Here is a 21,145-nt window from a genome sequence, read left to right as displayed (position 1 = left end):
TTATTTAATCATGGACGTTTCAAGGCAAAAAAGTAAGGCATAGTTGTTCTACGTCGCATCTTTTTTAACGCAGAATAAGGTCAAAAGAAACTGTTTGTATAGCTCATTTGTCGGTTTTGGTAGTACACCAACGAATTAATCCATGCTCAGATAATGATCCAACAGAGGATCATTTGTCTCTTTCATCCAATCTGCAAGTGCTTTCCGTTTCTTTTTAATCTCCTCCTGGTATTTCGGATCATCTATTAAATTGTTGAGGGCATCCGGATCGTTCCGGAAATCATAAAACTCTTCTTTCACCCTGTATTTAAATAGCTTGACCCTCTCCTTTATTCGGGTATTTTCCTGAGCCGCCTTGTTCATGGCTTTGAATGTTCTGCCCGATTGCGACTCGTTCCGAAAAACCGTTTCCCCGTCAGACCAAAAATTATAGATATATCCAAATCGTTGATCCTGTACACATCGCATGGGAAATTTCTTTCCTGGTTTGGTTTCATAAAACTGGGTGTAAACCACCTCCCTGTTTTCCTGCTTATTGCCTTTCAACAATGGAAGAAATGATTTTCCGTCCAATCCCTCCGGAATATCCATCCCCAACGCATCCAATATTGTTGGAAAGAAATCAATCCCCGAAATAAAGTGTTCCGAATCAACCAGCCCTCCTTGCACTTCTCCCGGCCACCATACAATCCATGGTGTTTTGGTGCTGTGCAGGTAACAGTTGGTCTTTGCAAAAGGTAATGCCATTCCGTTATCCGATAAAAACATGACCAGTGTATTGTTCTCCACGCCTTCTTCTTTCAAGGTCTGCATAATTTTACCTACCGTATCATCAAGACGTTTTACTGAACTATAGTACTCGGAAATCTCTAACCTCACTTGAGGAAGATCCGGGAGAAAGTCAGGAACAGAAACTTCATCTGTTCGATAAGTTCTTGAAGGGGGGGAGATATTTATGTCAGGCCATTTCGTTTTTTCCTGGTCACTGCCAGCAAATGGACGATGCGGATCACGTGAGTTGGCCATCAAATAAAATGGCCTTCCCTCTTCTTTAGATCGCCGAATGAAATTTCTCACTTCACGGTAATAGCTATCTTTGTTACGTCCCATTCCTGTGTGCTCCATATCAAGGGCTACATCCCACGGTGTATCTTCCCTTGGGGTTGAATGTTCTCTTTTACCTATTACCCCGGTTAGATATCCTGCCTCATTTAAAGTGTTGATAATAGTGGGTATCTGCTTTTTCGTGTGATAAAAGCCTTCAATACCACTATTGTGAGGATATAAACCGGTTGCTATAGCTCCACGCGAGGGTTGACATACTGCAACGCTTACATGCGCATTGGAAAATCTCATTCCTTTTTGAGCCAAGTTGTCAATATTGGGGGTAATATTCTCAACCTCACAACCATATGCTCCAACTGAATTCCAGTTCAAATCATCGGCAGTAATCAACAATACATTCCAATTCTTATCCTTCGGTACACCAGTTTTATTGACGCAACTTGCTGTTACAGACAAAACCATCGCAGCAATCCCAACACTTATTAGTGCACTTCTTCTTCGATTCATATTTTCTTTTCTATAAAGTTTTTCCCACCATCAAACAACTACTTCCATTCTTTTTATCCGGATACAGGCGACAGTGTGGCTGCACTCCTGTCGAGCAGGATTGCAGGTCTTATTGCTATTCGAACAAGTATTTATTTTCACTAAAACGATATGGCTTTCTGATTCCACTTTTGTTCAGACCGAGTTTTTCTCCATCTCCGGTGATTGCACCGTTGTTGAAACAAAAGCCGATGACCAACTCTCCATCTGCCTCTTTCAGGTCGGCTACAAGGCAGCGGAAAGAACCATTGGACTTTACTTTTCCTACAAAGGCCTTATGCCAGTAAGCAGAAGGATCACCTTTCGAGGCGTTGGAAATCACGACACTATGAGCTGCAAAATTGGAATTCAGTTGACCTTCAACAATGAACTGTTTCTTTTTTTCGTCAAATTTCACACTGTATTTATTCAGTTGAACCTCAGGAGTTATCATTCGATCTTCTCCATTCCCACTAAACAGAGGATGTTTCCAGAGGATAGCAGCAGCAGCATTACTTAGGTAGACCCGACTATCATCATTGAAAACTCGCTTATACGCTTTGTTTACCGGACCCATAAGTGAATTTCCAAGGTCTAAAGTTTCCCGGGGACCGATATGGCCAAGCCCCAAAGCGTGCGTCAGTTCGTGAATCAGGGATTTCAATTTTATTTTCTCCAGAAATCCTGCTCCTAAATCATCAGTTACATTTATTTTCCCTTGGCCTTCGTTGTAATTGGCAAAACAAGTTCCTCCGTCTTGCACATTTCCTCCCCCACGGCTACCACGTTTACGTTTGGGATAATTTAATATCCACCAAACCAGATTTTCCGCAGGCTCATCAAATTCATTTTTTGCCTGCTCAATTACCTCATTCTTGATTTCAGACAATTTTTTGTAGGACGGATGATCGTAATTGTACTTCCCTTTCACAGTCATAACAATGGGGTACCCCTTATTGTCACGTTCTATTCTCAACGGATTTTCACAGGGATATCCCCAATAGTTCATCCATTTCGCGAAGAAAGCTTCCGAATAGTCTGCAATCTCCTTGTATCGTTCCATATATCCTTCAGGAAACTCCTTGTCAGCGGGAACAAAAAGTACCATACGTAATTTCATCTCCTGATTTGGTAAATTCTCCTTTGTTTCTGTTCCTTTATTTGATGCTTGTACTGATATAGCCGATAATAGCAGGACAAGCCCCAATAGTTTTCTAATATTTTTCATTGCTTATTATTTTTCATTCATGCAAAACACTTATCAGCAATAGTTTGCAAAAAGTATATTGCTTGATGTTTTAGTTATATTTACTTTATTGCTTAATTAAAAAGATAGGTTCCGTTCTCAAATGTGTAGGTCTTTTCGATTCCTTTTCCAAGACCAAGTTTTCCTGTTACTCCTGAAATAGCACCATTATCAAAGCAGAAGGCAATAACTAATTTCCCTGAAGCCTTATTCAGTTCAAATATGTCGCAGGTAAAAGTCCCGTCATCTGCCACCTCTCCTACAAAAGTTTTTCGCCAATAATCCGGTTTGTCACCATTCGTGTCATTTGCAATCACAACACTGTGAGCGGCATAATTCGAAGCCAATTTACCGGAGAGTTGAAGGACATTCGTTTGATCATCATAAGATGCCTGAAAGTCGGTCATCTGTATGGTTGGAACGGTATTCACGTGGTCATAATTCCCATCAAAAAGGGGATGTTTCCATAACATAGCTGCCGAAGCTTTGGTCAGGTAAACCCTGTCATCATCCGGGTAATTTTTGTGATATGATTTAATCGTAGGCCCCATCAATGAGTTTCCCAGATTATCCATCTCCAGCGGACCAATATGACCTAATCCCAATGCATGTGTCAACTCGTGAATGACAGCTTTCAATTTAAACTCGACAGCTGTTCCAGCAGCCAGATTGTCATCCCCGGGCTCAATAATTGAACCGGTATTGGGGGTAAAATTGGCAGAAGCGGTTCCTCCCTGAAAATCTCCGCCTCCCCGGTAAGCTTTGGACGATGGTCCAGGATAACTGATTACCCACCAGGTTTGGTTTTTCTCTGGAATTCCATATTTATTAATTGCTTCAGGTATTACTTCCGACTTGGCATACCCGAGTTCATCGTATTTCCCACTACTTTGCGTGTACTTCCCTTTGATTCTCCACATGACCGGATAGCCGTCCGCATCCTTCTGTATTTTCAACGGATTTTCACAATTGTACCCCCAGTGGTTCATCCATTTTTTAAAGAACCAGTCGGAATACTCAGTCACCTCCTGCATTCGCTCTTTATAATCAGCCGGCAATTCCACATCCGAAGGAGTAAACATGACAATTTGCAATCCTGTCCAGGTATCATATTCTTCGGTTGGTTCTTTCGTTTCTGGTTCTTCAACGACCGGACTATCCGAACTATCAGAACAGGACCAGACTAAAAATACTACAAAAAAGGCCATCAATATACTTCTCTGTTTCATTGTGTTTGTTTTTTTAAGTATAATGTTGAAAATCTTAACTAATCAGACTCACTGCTCCTGCATATCTGGCAATAAATTCATCAGTAAGATTCAGGATATTAATCCTGTAAATATCCTCTATGAAACGATTTCAATACTGTACCTCCTTATAAACAAGGGAGATTTTGGCAGATAACAGGGCATACGTTTACCAGAACACAGAAATGGTTCTGTACTCAATTTCCCTATAACAATAATTTGAAAGCTGAACTAAATCAAGCAGATATACTATGATCTCTGTGTTCTTTAAAACACTATTGTATAAAGAACACAGAGATTAAATACTCTATTCAGGATCTTCCATCAAATTCGGATTGACGTCAATTGCTGATTGCGGTACAGGCCACAAATAATAGGTATCCGGATTAAACAGCTTTTGCCCGCAAAGGTTTTTAACACTGTTGTCCAGATCTCCCTCTAGTACATTTTTATCCGGCACCCGGTCCGGTCCAAGTGGAATACCATATACATTGGGGTCTGCAAACACCTGTTCACCCAAACGGTGACGGCGGACGTCAAAAAATCGTTGAGGTCCTTCGGTGGCCAGTTCAAACCTGCGCTCGTTCAGAATGATGTTTAAAGCTTCATCAACGCTTGCTACAGCTCCATAAGAAGTTTCAACATCCGGCATGTTAACTCTTGTCCGAACTTCATCAACCAACTGCATGGCAGGAGCGATATTGCCAGTCTCTCCCAACAGGGCTTCGGCATACATCAAAATCACTTCGGCGAAACGCATTACCTTGTAATCGACATGGCACTCTATTGAGGAAACCACATCAAAGTCAACATACTTCCAAATATTATATCCGGTTGGATTTGTAGGTTTATTGACATCATCTGTAGTGACTCCCCCCGGAGGTTTAATCTTGGGATGCGGATCAAAGATATATGTTGGAGTAATCCCATCGATACTGCTTTTCGCAGGGATCTCTTCACCGGCCCGCAGGACTGTAATATCCAATCTTGGGTCTCTACTATCCCATGGATTAGCATTATCGTATCCGGATTCAGGATCATGCACATCCTTTCCATTTGCCATTTGAAAAGCTTCAATCAAACGGTTAGTAACACCCAGGTAAGTACTGTTTTTATTAGTACCACCAAAAGCTCCTTTCGGCACCACACATCGATTATATGTATGAGTCCTGGTTTCCGGATCAAAGTTTGATGTTAAAATGGCTTCATTTGAATTCCCGTGTTCTGATTCCGAAGTAAATAATTTTCTGTATCCTTCAACTCCCTGATCCAGGCTATACACTCCACTACCATAAACCGATTCACAGGCTTCACGCGCCTCCATATACAATTCATTGGTATTGGTATGCCAATCAATGGCATTTAGCAAATGTCTTGCTTTAAAAGCTAATGCGGCACCTTGGGTAATACGGCCAATGTCGTTACCTGAATATTGTTCCGGTAAAATAAGAGCAATTTCAGAAAATTCCTGCTTTACAAACTCGAATACTTTCTCACGTGTGGCTCTTTTGGGAAAGAAATCGGGGGCTGTTGGTTCTGTTACCAATGGAACTGCACCAAACAGGAAATTCAGTCGGGCATAATTCATTGCCCTTATAAAACGAGCCTCGGCAATAAAACGTTGTTTTAAATCTTCATCTATTTCAGCCATTGGCGCACGGGTAATGAACTCATTACAATCCCTTATTAAACTGTAACGATCCCATTCATGTCCAATTACAATTGCAGAGGAATTAAAATCTATATTCGCAAACCTTATGGCTCCACCACTTGCTCTGTCCCAACCATCTTCGGTAAATAGCTGGTAGATAATTTCGCTTTTATATGGAAAGCCAAAATTGTTACTTCCGGGATGCGGCAGTTGACGATAGAGTCCGTTCAAGGCAAATCGAAGATCAGCTTCTGTTTTCCATACACTACCTTCGGAGTAGCTATCTTCTGGTATGCGGGTAAGATAATCTTCACATCCGGCAAATAAGAATGCAAATAGTACTTGGATAACTAATATTTTGAGTTTCATAACGTTCTTCTTAAGTTTTTTAGAATGTTAAGTTTAATCCGAAAGAAATGGTTCGTGCCAGTGGATAATCGGCAGCACCGGCTCCCAATTGAGGATCCCATCCGTAGTCTTCGGCAAAGTAGTTGTTCCAGATCAGAAACGCATTTTCGACAGACGTATACATTGACATTCCTTTTATGAAGCCAATCCTGTTAACCAACGATTTATTAAAAGCATAAGATAAGCTGATATTCTTCATCCGGATATAGCTGGCATCCCTTAACCAATAATCAGAATAGTCGTAGTTTACATGTCCTGATGTGATAATTGGAAGAGCAGCCATAGCATCAGGATTTTCAGGATCAAAACTGTCCCTTTGGAACGCAAAAGGCGTACTAATTCCACTTTTAAAAGCAACCGTAGAAAAGTTCCCTCCGAAATATACCTGCCTGTCTAATACCCCGTCAAAAACGGCACTTAAGACAAATCCTCCGTAAGAAAGTGCAATTCTCCCTCCAACATTGTAATGGTTTTGATTATCGTTAATTACTTCACGATCATATTGTGCATCAATAATTCCATCGGGAACACCATTGGGGCCACTTATATCTTTTAATTTAACCGAGCCTACATAGGGAGAAAGTGGGCCATCCAGTTGAACTGAATTAAGGTAATTGGCCAAATCCTCTTCAGAAGTAATCAAGCCGTCAGCGCGATATCCATATCGCGAATTAATGGCATATCCTTTGTCAATGATGGTGTTACCGATATCTGCACTGGTTGATCCCAAATCAGTAACCTCATTGTTTTGATCAGATAAATTCAGCATGATCTCGTATCCCAACTTACCTATGTTATTCTTATGCGATACACTTACTTCCCATCCCCAGCTTTTCACGTCGCGTACATTCTGTGCAGGAGCTTCCAATCCAAACTCTTTGGCCACATCAGGTCTTCCTAAAATATCTGTACGGTTGTTGATAAAATATTCCGTTTGAATACCAAGTTTTCCTTTCCACAGGCTTGCATCCGCACCAATGTTTTTAACCGTTGCTGTCTCCCAGGTAATAACAGGATTAGCTGAACTACCTGTTACCAGTCCAGGCTGTGTGCCATTTGGCCAAACGTAACCAGAATTTTTATTCACAGTCTGATAGGTTTCATAGTTGCCTACTTTAAATGCATCACCAAGTTGTCCCCATGATCCGCGAAGTTTCAGCATACTTATAAAATCCACATCCTTTAGAAAGTTCTCTCTCTTCATATTCCACCCCAATGATACAGAAGGGAAGAATCCCCATTTTTTACCTTCGCCAAAACGGGAGGTACCATCGTAACGAAAGCTAAACTCCAACATGTATTTCATCTTATAATCGTAGTTCAATCGTCCCAATAACGAAACAATTGCCCATTCGCTGGCAGATGAATTGCTTCCTAATCCACCGCCTATGCTTGGATCTGCTATAGCTCCCAAACCCAGATTTTGTAATGAACCATTCAGGAAATCCTGGGTTCCTGCTCTAAAACTCTCATTCGTGTTTTCTTCAGTTTGGAGTCCCAATAAAGTTTTAATGAAATGATTTCCTGTCTCCAGCTTGTATCGCAAGAAGGATTGAGTCGTCATTCTCATATTTTTTGTCGACACAAAAGACAAAGTTCTGTCAGTTGAATTCGCCTGGACAGGAATGATGTCTGTGTAACCAGAATCATCAATATCCATTGTTACATAATTGGTAGCATCCCGCCAGGATTCAGAATTGATATGCCTTCTCTGGAAAGTTACTTTCTCTTCGAACTTCAAGCCTTTTGCTAAAGTGATATTTGCGTAAAGCTGAGTTTCGATTACATCTCTTTCAGTCAGATCATAAGATCCAGCCTCAGACATTATGAGAGGATTTGTTGAATCACCGCCAAGTCCGACCACATAGGTTCCATCATCAAGGGCTACCGGGAAAAATGGAGCTCCCCGATACACCTGACCTGTTGCAACAGGAACCTGGTCTTGTATACGATTAGTCCATGAAGTATTTGTACCAACCGAAAGCCAATCGTTCACGTCAGTTTCTACTTTTACCCTTATATTATATCGTTTATAATCATCGCCACCTGCAACAATACCATCCTGTTGCAAGGCTCCAAGTCCTAAGTAGTAAGATGTTTTTTTAGTTCCTCCCGATAAATTTAATGAATGAGAAGTCATAACTGCATTGTCATATAGCTCATCAGGCCAGCTCGTTTCGGCCAATTCTCCGTTACGTGCCATCTCAATTACTGCATCACTAAATTGAGGAAGAGATCCTTCGTATCCCAATGCACGATTTTTCATTTCCATATACTCAACAGAATTCACCAATTCAGGAAGGTCCGTTGGACTTTGAATACCCAAATTAAATTGGTAATTCACTACAGCTTTCTTAGACTTTTTGCCCCTCTTTGTTTTGATCAGCATCACCCCATTGGCTGCACGTGCTCCGTATATTGCAGCTGCAGAAGCATCTTTCAGGATCGAAATATTTTCTACCATCGTAGGATCAACATCAGATATACTTCCTTCTATTCCATCGATCAACACCAAAACTCCTGAAGAACTTCCAATAGTGCTGGTTCCGCGGATATTGAGGTTTGGTGTATCTCCGGGGCGACCGGATTCTTGCGTAATAATAAGTCCGGGTGCTGCCCCTACCAGAGCTTCCTGAACTGTTGATACCGGTCTTTTTTCCAATATTTCGTTATCCACCGTTGATATGGCACTGGTTACTTTTGTTTTCAATTGTGTACCATATCCAACAGCTACAACCTCTCTAATCTGCATGACCTCCTCAACAAGTACAACATCGATAGATTCGCGCCCATTGTAAAGTACCTCCTGCGTATTGAAACCAATGAATGAAAACATAAAAGCACTTGCACCATCCGGTAAATTCAACAAATAGTTCCCATCAATATCAGTTACAGTGCCTACAGAAGTCCCTTTGACGACTACCGTAACACCCGGAAGAGGCTCTCCATCGGTTGCCGTTACTTTTCCGCTTATCGTTCTCGAAGGTTGTTCTGATTTATCCTGCTTCTGTGGAGTAAGAAGGATGTGTTTATCTACGATTTTATATGAGATACCTGTCTTTTCAAGTAACTTCTCCAATACGGTATCTATGTCTTTTTCCTTTACATTCAAAGACACCTTTTTTTCAAGGTTAATTGATTCCAGATTATAGGCAAACCGATAATCACTTCGTGTTTCAATGACCTCTAAAATCTCATGTATCGAGGTTTCTTGAATATTCAGCGTCAGTTTGCCAGACCGGCTGTCCTCCTGGGCTGAAGTCATCAGTGAGCTTATCAAAAAAAGAGTTAATACTAATCCCTTGATCAAGAATAATTTTCTGTTTTTAAAAGTAGGATGCTTAATCCCTACCTTAAAGATTTTTTTCATAATTTTGTAATTCATAAAAAGGTTATAAGAATGCCATGTTTCAATGGCGGTTTTACCTCAGGAAAGTACTGGCATACTTTCCTGTTTTTTTCTTTTTAGCTAATCAGGCTCCTTTTGATTATTGTTTTAGTTTAAAGTGGATAATATCACCTTTACTATGTGTTTCCACGTTCGATATTTCTTCAATGATCGTTAATACATCGCTCAGGTCTTCATTAGAAATAGTAAGATTAAAATGAAGGTTTCTGACATCGTCATCCAACTTAAATTTTTGATTATATCTTTTTTCCAATCTGAAAACCATCTCTTCCATAGTTGATTGATTAAAATGGATAATTCCATTTCTCCAGGAAGTATAGTGCTTGCAATTAACTCTTTCTTTTTGTATCCATTTGGAATTCACATTATAACTGGCTTTTTCACTTTGGGCGAGATGTAGCTCCAGGTCATCGTCATAAGCTGAATTAATTTTAACCGCTCCCTCTTCCAGTATGACCTCTATTTTCCCTGTTTCTTTATAGTTGGATACACAAAACTCTGTACCCAATGCAGTAATTGTAAGCTCACTACTTTTTACCTGAAACGGTAAATCCTTGTTTTTAGCAACTTTAAAAAAGGCCTCTCCTTTCAGTTGTAAATCCCGGTTATTAATTCCAAATTGATTGTTATAAGTCAATTCTGAATCCGAATTGATCCAGACTTCTGATCCATCTGGTAGAGCCAATTTAGATACCTGCCCGTTATCTGTCGTAATACTGGCAGTTGTAATTCTTGGTATATCTGACTTATTTATTAGAAAATAAGAGGTAGATAAACTTATCAACAATAATGCAACCGCAGCATACTTCAATAAAGTATACCTCTTTTGCATTCGTTCAATAAGTGACTGTTGATTTAATTTTGCCTGAAGCTTCGACCACTTATAAGCAACTCCAAGGTTCATTGGGGATTTTTGAGTCTCATTTACCCATTTTTGTTTTGCCTCCTGAAACTCACTCAAACCCTTTTCTCCTCTTACCCATTCAAGTAATTCTTTTTGATCCGAACTACTGGCAATGCCATCAAAGTATTTATTTAATAATTTCTTCATACGATCTGATTCTACAGGTGTTTATTCCTGCAACTATATAAGGAGTACACAGGATTTATAAAAACCCTACCCTGGAAGAAGAAAAAAATTAAAAGGAGTAAAATAATAGAGGTTGACAGGAGGAATTGTTACAAACAAAACACTTCCTGACCTGCTAATAATGAAGATAATAGTATATAATGAGCATGATAGATTGAATTTTCAGTTTATTGAACAACTCATCCTTAGCTAAACGTATGTGCTTTTCCACAGTTTTTATAGATAATCCAAGTTCCTTGGCAACTTCCTTTTGCTTTTCACCATAAACCTTACATCTCACAAAAACTTCCCTTCTTTTGTGAGGCAACTCATCAATTGCTTTTTTAAGTGCTTCGATCAACAAACTTTCAAGCGCTTCTTCCTCCTTGCCTAAAAAATCAATTTGAAACAGGTGCTGAATATCGTTCCAATTTTCGTCATCAAAAAGCTTCGCCTGATGAACCATCTTTTGATCGCGTAAATAATTCAGGCAGCGGTTGCGAAGCATTACAAAAAGAAGACTTTCAACTGATTTGTCAGGTTTTAATTCGCGACGCTGGCTCCATAACTTCAAAAAACAATCCTGAACCAAATCATCAGAAATGTTTTCATCAGACACAAATAACTTACAATAACTGATCAATCTGGGATAAGTAACCTTAAATAATTCTGCATAGGCACTTTCGTCACCTGCACGCAATTTCATAATAAGGTCAGACTTAATCATGAAGATTTTTGTTTGCTAAATATTCAAAAAAACGACTCTCAAAGGTTGCCTGCAATATATGATTTTTCTGCAACATTTACATTGACGTTATAAGCCTATGATATCAAATAACAAGATTGGGTACACTCATGACGCCAAATACTAAACTACTGAAGAAGGATATAAAAAGTGTAAAAATTAACACCCTGCATTGGCTGCACCACAAGAATGTGGATAACAAGCCTTACCAGAAGTAAACCAATTGATAAAATATCCCCATAAATAGCCATAAGCTGCAAGCGTTATTGTTGAAAAGATATGACGTTTAAATATTCCCATTTCACCAGGCAATAAACCAATAAGCTACTATATTCATTTTATCATGGAAGCTAATCCCCTTTGAAAACCCGTGTTTCCATTGATCTGGTAAATATTCTGCTTCGTATAGATGAATATTAAAATCCGGTTCACCTGATTGAGAATCAATTACAACATGGGTGAATCCTTTAACATCTTCGTGATTCAAGTCATAATAATCATTGATATCTATTAATGGAACCGGTATTCCATCAGTAATTTCAGTTTGACTATCTGAGTAATCATAAATAAGCGGGTTTACAAATTGAGAAAAATACGCGTATCCTTTCCGCATTTGATCCGAGTAAGTAAATATATAAACCAATTTGTTATCACTTGCATCAATTTGCTGAAGTTCATTGTATTTTCTTTTAATTGCCTGATATTTCTGGTCTTTGTATTTACATATAAAAACGGCTTCACTAACATAGAAACAACTATCACTTCTTTTTATCTTGGATCTTCGTTGCTGATCAAACTGAAACCTTGTATCGGAGCGCGGTACTCTGTTGGGGTAATGATCAAGATCTTTTTCTCCAAAAACACTTAAACTTTGCTCCCATGCTAAACCTAAATATTTTGATGTTTTGGGTGAACACCCCAATAGGCACAAAACAATGAAAAGAAGAATCATTTTTAGCAATAATAATGAGTTATTTACTAAAGTGCTCATGCCAAATTTGTTTTTGCTATTAAGAATTACTTTTATCTTTAGCTCTACTCCTCGCTCCAGCCATTTGCCAACACCTCTGCTTGTTTTAGTACCAAATCAATGGCTTCTTGGCTATATTCGGGGTTATACAATAGTCAAAACCATTTTTACGGCCTTGATACCCCATTAATAAATGTTTCAACAAAGCCTATTATCTTAGAAGTAACACGTTCAGCTACTGTTTTACGTTCCCTTAGTGATGGTCTATTGTTCATCATTCCGATAATATCATCACGGAGCGGTTTCTTTTCTGTAAACATATAATTACCAATTACTTCCTGTAGCTTTTCTGCATCCAAATTTTCTTCCTGACTTAGTTTTTCGATAGCCAACAGGCGTTCTTTACTCCAGTAACTCTCAAATTCATCCTGTATATCATCCGAATCTTCAATTAGAGGCAGGTTCTCCAGTATAAAGCGCTCAATTAATTCCCGTTTACTACGCATTTTCGCATCGCCAGTCATGATTTCAAGAATGGACTGCTTTTGCTTCTGTTGTTCTTCTTCTGGTGCATCTTTCAATTTGGCCAGCAACTTAAGTATATAGGCGACGTTTATTTCATCGCGGTGAATGAGCTCCAACTCAAAATCGATATCACCCAAGATGGATACCTGCTCCTTTTGATGGGCTGATTTAGCCTTATCGTATAAGTCGAGGTACTTGCTCTTATAATCTTCAAAGCTCTGTTCGGGCATTGACAGGTCATCAAACTTAAATTCCGTAAATGTGGCCAGTACATTTTTGAGACGCATCAGTTCGCGGAATGCTTTAATGAACTCCAATTCTTTTTCCTCATCCTGCAAATCATTGACACTATTAACGGTTGGTGCAATTTTGAGCAGTTCAATAAATGCCATGTTGAATTTAGCTACATACTCTTCGTATGGCTGCATAATGATTTCATCTTTGGCATTAATATTTGAAAACAGTGAAATGGCATCATCCGTAGCTTTTTTTAGGTTACGGAATGATATGATGTTACCCTGTGATTTTAACTCGTTTAAAATACGATTGGTACGCGAATAGGCCTGTATCAAACCATGATATTTAAGGTTCTTATCGACATAGAGCGTATTCAGGGTTTTGCTATCAAAGCCGGTTAAGAACATGTTGACCACCAGCAATACATCAATCTGTTTTTGTTTAACGCGTTTGGCCACATCGTTGTAATAGTTGTAAAAACTCTTACTGTCTTTGGTTGTAAAGTTGGTTTTAAATTGTTTGTTGTAATCCTGGATAAAACTTTCCAGATGGTCTCTGGTATATTGTGTGTTGTACTTTGCTTTTGGTTCGGCTGCTATGCATGGATTGTCATCCATATCGTCGAGGAACTCATCATCGATGAAATTACCCAGGGCATCTTTATCATCCTCATTAGCTTTATAGGAAAATATAGTAGCCACATTCAAATTATGTAGGCCCTGTTCTCTTTTCTGTTGGAATAACTTGTAGTATTCAACTACTGGTGTAAATCCTGTTTCGTGTTCTACCTGAGAAACTGCAAAAATACTTGTGAACTCTCTGTTGTGCGTTTTACGTTTGTGATTATTGATGATGTAATTTACAATGTTATTGAGGCGTTGCGGTGCATTCATCACCTCTGCCTTATCAATGGCTTCGACATTAATATCAAAGATTTCATCCTTCTTTTTAAAGGTTCTGATGTACTCTACCGAGAACTTTAATACATTTTCATCGCGGATGGCATCAGTAATGACGTATTGATGCAGCTTTTTATCAAACAGCATCTTGGTTGTTCGCTTACCAAATTCGTTGGTTCCCGCATTTTTTTCGAAAATAGGCGTGCCGGTAAAACCAAACATCTGGCATTTGGTAAAGAAGTTTTTAATGTCGCCGTGCGTTTTTCCAAACTGTGAACGGTGACACTCGTCGAAGATGAACACAATGCGTTTGTCCTTTTGTGTTTCCATTTTGGACAGGTAACGCTTTTTGCAGATGGCGGTATTTAGTTTTTGAATGGTGGTTACAATCAACTTATTGTCACCCGTCATTTGCTTTACCAGAGTATTGGTGTTATTGGTGCCATCGATGCTACCTTTGCTAAAGGCGTTAAACTCCTTGGTGGTTTGGTAATCAAGGTCTTTACGGTCGACTACAAACACAACCTTGTGCACCTTTGGGTAGTTGGTGAGTATCTGCGCTGTTTTAAAGGAGGTGAGTGTTTTACCCGAACCGGTGGTGTGCCAGATGTAGCCAAATTTGGTGGTGGTTTGCACCCGTTCAATGATGGCCTCCACGGCATAAAACTGATAGGGACGTAGCACCATCAAAATCTTGTCGGACTCGTGAATGACAATGTATTTACATATCATCTTAGAGATGTGACAAGGCTCCAGAAATACATTTGTAAAATCGACCAGCTGGGTGATGAGCTGGTTGTTGACATCGCTCCAGTAAAAGGTTTGTTTAAAGGAGCGGGCTTTTAAGGGACTGTTGGCGTAATATTTGGTGTTGACCCCATTGCTAATGACAAAAATCTGGATGAACTGAAATAAACCTTGTCCTGCCCAATAAGAATGCCGCTCATAACGGTTGGTTTGGTTAAAGGCTTCCTTTAGCTCCAGACCACGGCGTTTTAGTTCAATCTGTACCAGTGGCAGCCCGTTGATTAAAATAGTAACATCGTAACGGTTTTTGTATTTACCTACAATGGTTACCTGCTGTGTGACCTGGAACTGGTTTTGACACCAGTGGATTTGATTGATTAGCTCAATGGTTTTTGTTTCACCTTTATCGTTAGTGTAAGGAACCCGGTCACGCAAAATCCTGGCCCGTTCAAATACATTACCTTTATTGATGTAGTTAAGTATTTGTTTAAAGTCATTATCAGATAGCTCTGTTTTATTGTGAACTTCTAATTGTGACTTTAGGTTGGCCAATAGGTCACTTTCATTGTGAATGACAACATTTTTATAGCCTAACTTTATTAATTGTACTACCAGGTTGTTTTCCAGTACTTGTTCAGGTTGGGTTGTCATTTATTTATTTTTAAAGTGAAGATAGTTAATGTCTTCACTTAGTTTAATTATTTTACGTGTTAGTTCATCGATAATAATGCCGCGTTCTTTTAATGCTGGTACCGAATTCATAGTTTGTAAAACTTCATCCCTAAGTGGTACTTTTTGTGAGAAATAGTAATCATCCAAAACTCTCATCAATGCAGTTGCATTTAGATTCTCAGATTTAGCAAATTTTTCTAGCTTCTTGATACGTTTTTCATTCCAGAAATCATTTGGTTCAAATGTACTAATAAGTTGAACAGGTTCAGTAGGAGCTTGCTCTTCACTTCTAAAAATTTGCTGGAATATATCTTTAAATTCTTCAGAAGCTGATTTTGAAGGATTCAATAATTCTTTTTGAAACCAACTTCCAGAACTTTGTTTCTTATATTCTCCTGAATCTATGTTTTGAATATCTTCGTTGTGCTTCTCTATATCATTCGATTGTAAATTATTCGGAGTATCAAGCTTCTCAAATTTCTTTTTTATATAATTACTCATGTGAGTAATATCAGGATATACTGAACCGCCATGTATATTTAGAGTTTCCAATTGTTCCAGAAGCACCCTTTTAGAGTCCGAATCAATTATAATTGTTTTTTGAGGAAAATATGTCAGTTCTTTTTGACTTCCATTAAGGCCAACAAAAATAAAATCACCACTTTGGTTATTAATTCTTTGGTTTTTAGCAACTCCTTTTACAAACCAATTTTTTGAGAAAAAGTCCGGCAATTCTGAATTCTCGGAAAATACGACACCTTTGGGGCATTCTGATTTTGTATAGCAGTTATTACAAATTTCTGATTTATCCTCGTTTTCAACAATCTTAACCAGGCATCTTAATTTCTTATTTTCAAAATTTAGAAAGCTCTCTTTAGACGGAGAAAAGGTAAATACGGTTCCGTCTTGATTAGCACATTCCATATTATTGCATGCAAAAAAAATTGCTACTAGTGGATTTCTTGAAACATCAAGTAAGCGCGTTGGCATGCCATAATGCTGCATGGTAATTAACCTTTCGTAAACACTATGATCCTCCTTGAAGGCATCTGGTTTTAAAGAGAGAATATCGTAATACAATTGGGACTCATTGTGTAGATATTTAGGTTCACGGGTAATGCTTGCGTCCAAAGCCCAAGATGAGTTTGCCTGACCTCTGTATAAATGATTCGCATCATCTTTACCACCCATAATATCCAGCAATTCTCTTAACTCTTCCTTTCCTTCACCTCCTTCACAAGAGAAAACAAAATGAATTTTAGACTCTTCGTTTTTCAGAATATAAAGACCTTCAATCTTATTTCGTAAATTAGGATTGAGATTTAATTTTGTCTGTTTAATTTCTTTACCTGTTTTTGAATCAAATATATACTCCCTGTCAAATTCGTCCAGTTTTTTTAATAATGCTGCCCCTTGGTTGGTTAAGTCATATTTTATGTAGTTTCTTAATGCATGTAGATTCGGTTTTTTAGAATAGTTGAGTAGATAAGTAATATAGGTTATTAAAAAATTAACTTCCTGCTTTTTTACAACTTCTGAAATATACTTAAACTCTTCATTTTTTTTCTTTACCTTTTCTGTATTATCTGGAGATGATTCAAATTTATAATGCACATATTCTGCGTCTAAATCAAGTTTATAACTCCTTAATAGTTCAAGTAAAATATACTCTTTAATATAGTCAAATCTAGCTTCCTGCCCTGCTTTATTGGTTTTGTCAAATAGTTTGTGGTAATGACGGAGTGAAATTTCGTTACGAATGGAGCTTTTATTAATACTTACTTGCACTTCCGAACTATCAAAATAGTGCTCACCATAGATAGAAATATTCTCTTTTTGTCTTGCAGATAAATAGTAATGTTGAAAAGAAAGCTGGGCTACATCCTCAAAAAAATCAAGTGACCAATAGAAGTACTTCCGTGGAGAACCTCCATTGTTGATTAGCTTTGAAATAAACTTTTCAAACTCTACTTCTATTAATTTCCTTATTTGATTATATGTAACCATTATACAAACATTTTTTGCAATAGACCTTGTTTAAAAAGTTTCGACTCTTCTATTTGATTGCCCAACTTATTAATAGATTTATCAATGGATAAAAAGAAATTTGCGATTTTCTTTTGTTCCCTTATATCAATTGGAAGTAATAATTTGGCACCATTTAAAAATACATCATTATTAATGTTCAGTGTATTTTTTGCGCCCTTATGTACTATTGGGTTGAGATAGTTGAATGTATTAACCCAAGAAAGAAAATATTCATGAATAATTGTTCCTAACCAAGGAGTTTGAGGTCGAAATACACCATATAAAGGAGAGAGAACACCAGTCCTTCCTGTCTGATTTTGTTTTATTATTCCATATGGGAAATCACTTGTAGGACTTTTAGTATAAGTTATATCGTTGGGCTCAATCAACTTATAATGCTCAATAGAATCGGCAGAATATGAACGACCTAGGTGTTCAATCTGATTAATTACACCTTTCTCTTTTGATACAGAGAATACTTCATTGAATTTGTTTCCCTTATTTTTCAATTTGTGCTCAAATAATACTTCTGCCAACTTCTTCTTCTCCCAATCCGGAAAATCATTCCCATCATCATCTTTAAAGCGAATGGCTTGTGAAATGAGTTTTTGCATTATACCCTTTTTGTATTGTTCTAATTCGGTTTTCTTTTTTTGGAGCAGGTTAATGCGTTTATCAACTGCGGTGAGGAAGTTGGCAATTTTTGTTTGTTCGGGGAGAGAAGGAAGGTTTAATTTTACTTTTCTTAAGTCAAACAAAGAAATTTCCTGAAAAGTACTCCCTTTTGAAACAGCAATTATCCTCTTTAAGCATTTCCTATTTTGCAATGCAAAATGTACAAAAACATTTGAATTATTATTGTCTATCGAAAGACGTGCAGTACCCTGTGTTAGGTTTGCTACTTTAATTGATTCAGGTACTATTTTAGTCAAACCAATATTACCTCTTAAGGAAAAGACAATATCTCCAGGCTTAACTTCCGAGCGTTCATATTTTTTAGCAATTTCTTTAGATGTTCGCTGTAATGCTTCGACCTTTAATTCCGAATTTAAGTCTTGACTTTTTATATATGGCATACCATCGGGAACGTGCTTCCCAGCTTGGACTATACCGTATGATATTTTCTTCTTGACTAATTCATCAAGGCGATAATTTAACCACTTATCCTGTTTATATATTGGAAACCTTAATGATGGCATTAAATTATTTTCCATCTTCGTTAACTTTAAAAGGTGGAACAATGCTTAGTTCGTTGCAAAAGCCGATAACCTCATTGTTTACTTCTTCCAGGTCGTTATCGTAATCTATCAAGCGCTTTGCAACTTCTTGTAAATCTATATCTTCTTCCTCTTCAAAAGAATCGACATAACGCGGGATATTCAGGTTGTAGTCGTTATCGGTTATTTCCTGTAGTGTGGCAATGTGGCAGTATTTATCCACTTCCTTTCTCTCTCGATAAGTGTTGATAATTAACTCTACATCTTCATCGCGTAGCTCGTTTTGGTTGCCATTTTTAATGTAATGGTCATCACCACTGGCATCAATGAACACTACATTGTCATCGACCTCTCTACACTTCTTAAATACCAAAATGCAGGTTGGTATGGATGTGCCGTAAAAGATATTGGCTGGCAAACCAATAACTGAATCCAGGTAGTTTCTGTCTTCAATTAAATACTTGCGAATAATACCTTCGGCCGCTCCCCGGAATAAAACACCATGTGGTAGTACGGTGGCCATGGTGCCGTTATCGGCCAACTGGTGTATCATGTGCTGTATAAAGGCATAGTCGGCCTTGGTTCTGGGCGCCAGCTTACCATATTGACTAAAGCGCTCGTCGGTGTTGTTTAATGGGTTGGCATCGCTTTTCCAATGGGCTGAGAATGGAGGATTAGCGACAACTGCCTCAAAACGTTTATCGATATGTTGCGGATTCTCCAAAGTATCTTCCTGTTGAATATTGAACTCACGAAAGTGGACATCGTGCAAAATCATATTCATACGCGCCAGGTTATAAGTGGTGCGGTTTAATTCCTGACCGTAAAACTCACTAACATCGCTTACCTCACGTACAACACGTAACAATAAAGAACCTGACCCGCAGGTTGGATCATATACAGACTTTAACTTAGTTTTGCCAGTGGTTACAATCTTTGCCAATATTTTACTAACCTGTTGAGGTGTATAAAACTCACCGGCTGACTTACCAGCTCCTGCAGCAAATTTACCAATGAGGTATTCGTATGCATCGCCCAATACATCGGAGTCTATCTCTTCGAGTTTGAAGTCGATTTTTTCTAAGTGGTTTAGGATTTTTACAATGACTTCGTTACGTGCACGTACTGTACGGCCTATTTTGGTAGAAGTTAAGTCAAGGTCTTCGAACAGTGCATTAAAATCTTCTTCTGACTCAGTACCCATTGTGCTTTGCTCAATATGGTTCATCACGGCCTGAAGGTCTTCTATAATGTAGTTGCTTTCGGTGTCGGCATTGCCTTTGGCAGCCAATTCAGAAAACAACTCTTTAGGTTGTAAAAAGTAGCCCAGTTTTAAAAGCGACTCTTCTTTAATGGCTTCTAAAGTTTCGGGGTCAGTTACTTTTTTATAATCGGTTACTTCTTCGCCTTCCAGTAATCTATTGGCGTAGAGATATTGCTTTTCACTCAGGTACTTATAAAAGATAAAACCGAGAATGTAGTCCCGATAATCGTCTGCACTAATCTTTCCTCTTAATAAGTTTGCTATTCCCCAAAGCTGTGCTTCGAGTTGTTTCTTCTGGTCTTCGGACATATGTTATTTAGTTTCTTTTACCCATCGGTAAGATTTTGTATATCCATCAATACTAATAAAATTGCGTGTATCTTCTTCAATTACCTTTTTTAAGAGCTTACCTGCATCCTTAGCAGCAGCATCGAAAGCATCGCCATGCGACTTACCAGCCTTCTTGTATTTATCATAGAGTGCTTGCAAGGGCGTTCCATTCCAGTCCCAGTTATCACCACCAACCAAGTCTCTGGCAGCAAACTCTTTTTCACCATAATGCTTACACCAATCATAAATACAGTCTTTTAAGAAGGTTTCAATTGTTTTACGATCCTTTTCAATACCCAACACATTATAAATTCTATTGTTACCTTTAATTATAGTCATCTTCTCTTTCCTTGGTTCAATTAATGCTCTACAGATATTAACTGCACATTTCTACCTTATTCTAACTCTCAAAATAATCCGAATCCACTTCTTTTACCACATATGTCTTTTTAGGCGAGATGCCCACATTATATTCAATCATCAGCTGAGCCAGTTGCTGCCCGTTAATCAGGATAATAGTACGATCAATATTGCGGCAGTATTCAAACACTGACTTTGAAAATTTGGATATGGTCATATGCATGTTTTTAATTTAGGCATCTAAAAGTAGTATTTCTCATACACATTATACATAATCAGCCGGAATAATTATTAACAAGATAATCAATCAGGCAAAAACACCCCAAACACACCAAAGCCAATCTAATTGTTATAAAAGCCATTCCAAAACAGCTAAGGGCATCACCCAAAGGCTTAAAAGTACTTCCTGAACCAACTAAGGCGCCCCAAGTACGATCAAAGCAATGCAAATTCTCTTAAAAGCCGTTTTTAATCACATAAAAGCTATTCCTAATCACACATTAGCACTTCCGAAACATATAAAAGCACTTC

The 21,145-nt window shown here is 38.2% G+C and carries 15 protein-coding genes; all 15 read right to left on the bottom strand.

Going from position 1 to position 21,145, the window contains the following annotated elements; all coding sequences use genetic code 11:
* Positions 1-135: 135 nt before the first annotated feature.
* Positions 136-1,572 (bottom strand): sulfatase family protein, encoded by a 1,437-nt coding sequence (locus AC4MRQ_RS14085; RefSeq protein ID WP_491198327.1) that lies wholly within the window; start codon positions 1,570-1,572, stop codon positions 136-138.
* 115 nt (positions 1,573-1,687) lie between these two features.
* Positions 1,688-2,818 carry a hypothetical protein gene (locus AC4MRQ_RS14080; RefSeq protein WP_491198326.1) on the bottom strand — a complete coding sequence of 377 codons (1,131 nt, stop codon included), beginning with the start codon at positions 2,816-2,818 and terminating at the stop codon, positions 1,688-1,690.
* A 92-nt stretch (positions 2,819-2,910) separates the two neighbouring features.
* Entirely contained in the window at positions 2,911-4,065 is a 1,155-nt protein-coding gene (locus AC4MRQ_RS14075) for a hypothetical protein (RefSeq protein WP_491198325.1), read from the bottom strand.
* A 325-nt stretch (positions 4,066-4,390) separates the two neighbouring features.
* Entirely contained in the window at positions 4,391-6,103 is a 1,713-nt protein-coding gene (locus tag AC4MRQ_RS14070) for a RagB/SusD family nutrient uptake outer membrane protein (RefSeq protein ID WP_491198324.1), read from the bottom strand.
* Positions 6,104-6,122: 19 nt separating this feature from the next.
* Positions 6,123-9,512: a TonB-dependent receptor gene (locus AC4MRQ_RS14065; RefSeq protein WP_491198323.1), complete on the bottom strand. Its 3,390-nt coding sequence runs from the start codon at positions 9,510-9,512 to the stop codon at positions 6,123-6,125.
* Positions 9,513-9,630: 118 nt separating this feature from the next.
* Entirely contained in the window at positions 9,631-10,602 is a 972-nt protein-coding gene (locus AC4MRQ_RS14060) for a FecR family protein (protein ID WP_491198322.1), read from the bottom strand.
* 154 nt (positions 10,603-10,756) lie between these two features.
* Entirely contained in the window at positions 10,757-11,347 is a 591-nt protein-coding gene (locus AC4MRQ_RS14055; protein WP_491198321.1) for an RNA polymerase sigma factor, read from the bottom strand.
* A 177-nt stretch (positions 11,348-11,524) separates the two neighbouring features.
* A complete protein-coding gene (locus AC4MRQ_RS14050; protein WP_491198320.1) occupies positions 11,525-11,665 on the bottom strand; it encodes a hypothetical protein in 141 nt (46 codons plus the stop codon).
* 1 nt (position 11,666) lies between these two features.
* Positions 11,667-12,356, bottom strand: coding sequence for a hypothetical protein (locus AC4MRQ_RS14045; RefSeq protein WP_491198319.1), 690 nt, complete (start codon positions 12,354-12,356; stop codon positions 11,667-11,669).
* A gap of 146 nt (positions 12,357-12,502) precedes the next feature.
* Positions 12,503-15,394, bottom strand: a complete 2,892-nt coding sequence (locus tag AC4MRQ_RS14040) for a type I restriction endonuclease subunit R (RefSeq protein ID WP_491198318.1) — start codon at positions 15,392-15,394, stop codon at positions 12,503-12,505.
* Positions 15,395-17,422, bottom strand: a complete 2,028-nt coding sequence (locus tag AC4MRQ_RS14035; RefSeq protein ID WP_491198317.1) for an FRG domain-containing protein — start codon at positions 17,420-17,422, stop codon at positions 15,395-15,397.
* Positions 17,422-18,657, bottom strand: coding sequence for a restriction endonuclease subunit S (locus AC4MRQ_RS14030; protein ID WP_491198316.1), 1,236 nt, complete (start codon positions 18,655-18,657; stop codon positions 17,422-17,424). The genes AC4MRQ_RS14035 and AC4MRQ_RS14030 overlap by 1 nt, the downstream gene beginning before the upstream one ends.
* Positions 18,647-20,233: a type I restriction-modification system subunit M gene (locus AC4MRQ_RS14025; protein ID WP_491198315.1), complete on the bottom strand. Its 1,587-nt coding sequence runs from the start codon at positions 20,231-20,233 to the stop codon at positions 18,647-18,649. Before AC4MRQ_RS14025 ends, AC4MRQ_RS14030 begins: the two co-directional genes overlap by 11 nt.
* Before the next feature lie 3 nt (positions 20,234-20,236).
* A complete protein-coding gene (locus AC4MRQ_RS14020) occupies positions 20,237-20,593 on the bottom strand; it encodes a hypothetical protein (protein WP_491198314.1) in 357 nt (118 codons plus the stop codon).
* A gap of 61 nt (positions 20,594-20,654) precedes the next feature.
* Positions 20,655-20,831 (bottom strand): restriction endonuclease, encoded by a 177-nt coding sequence (locus AC4MRQ_RS14015; protein ID WP_491198313.1) that lies wholly within the window; start codon positions 20,829-20,831, stop codon positions 20,655-20,657.
* Between the last annotated feature and the right edge of the window lie 314 nt (positions 20,832-21,145).

The organism is Carboxylicivirga sp. (assembly GCF_982718395.1).
This window is presented reverse-complemented; position numbering and strand designations above follow the sequence as displayed.

Excerpts from the sequence above, each read along its gene's own strand:
- AC4MRQ_RS14085 (WP_491198327.1), bottom strand. The coding sequence starts at position 1,572 with ATGAATCGAAGAAGAAGTGCACTAATAAGTGTTGGGATTGCTGCGATG.
- AC4MRQ_RS14080 (WP_491198326.1), bottom strand. The coding sequence starts at position 2,818 with ATGAAAAATATTAGAAAACTATTGGGGCTTGTCCTGCTATTATCGGCT.
- AC4MRQ_RS14075 (WP_491198325.1), bottom strand. The coding sequence starts at position 4,065 with ATGAAACAGAGAAGTATATTGATGGCCTTTTTTGTAGTATTTTTAGTC.
- AC4MRQ_RS14070 (WP_491198324.1), bottom strand. The coding sequence starts at position 6,103 with ATGAAACTCAAAATATTAGTTATCCAAGTACTATTTGCATTCTTATTT.
- AC4MRQ_RS14065 (WP_491198323.1), bottom strand. The coding sequence starts at position 9,512 with ATGAAAAAAATCTTTAAGGTAGGGATTAAGCATCCTACTTTTAAAAAC.
- AC4MRQ_RS14060 (WP_491198322.1), bottom strand. The coding sequence starts at position 10,602 with ATGAAGAAATTATTAAATAAATACTTTGATGGCATTGCCAGTAGTTCG.
- AC4MRQ_RS14055 (WP_491198321.1), bottom strand. The coding sequence starts at position 11,347 with ATGATTAAGTCTGACCTTATTATGAAATTGCGTGCAGGTGACGAAAGT.
- AC4MRQ_RS14050 (WP_491198320.1), bottom strand. The coding sequence starts at position 11,665 with ATGGGAATATTTAAACGTCATATCTTTTCAACAATAACGCTTGCAGCT.
- AC4MRQ_RS14045 (WP_491198319.1), bottom strand. The coding sequence starts at position 12,356 with ATGAGCACTTTAGTAAATAACTCATTATTATTGCTAAAAATGATTCTT.
- AC4MRQ_RS14040 (WP_491198318.1), bottom strand. The coding sequence starts at position 15,394 with ATGACAACCCAACCTGAACAAGTACTGGAAAACAACCTGGTAGTACAA.
- AC4MRQ_RS14035 (WP_491198317.1), bottom strand. The coding sequence starts at position 17,422 with ATGGTTACATATAATCAAATAAGGAAATTAATAGAAGTAGAGTTTGAA.
- AC4MRQ_RS14030 (WP_491198316.1), bottom strand. The coding sequence starts at position 18,657 with ATGGAAAATAATTTAATGCCATCATTAAGGTTTCCAATATATAAACAG.
- AC4MRQ_RS14025 (WP_491198315.1), bottom strand. The coding sequence starts at position 20,233 with ATGTCCGAAGACCAGAAGAAACAACTCGAAGCACAGCTTTGGGGAATA.
- AC4MRQ_RS14020 (WP_491198314.1), bottom strand. The coding sequence starts at position 20,593 with ATGACTATAATTAAAGGTAACAATAGAATTTATAATGTGTTGGGTATT.
- AC4MRQ_RS14015 (WP_491198313.1), bottom strand. The coding sequence starts at position 20,831 with ATGACCATATCCAAATTTTCAAAGTCAGTGTTTGAATACTGCCGCAAT.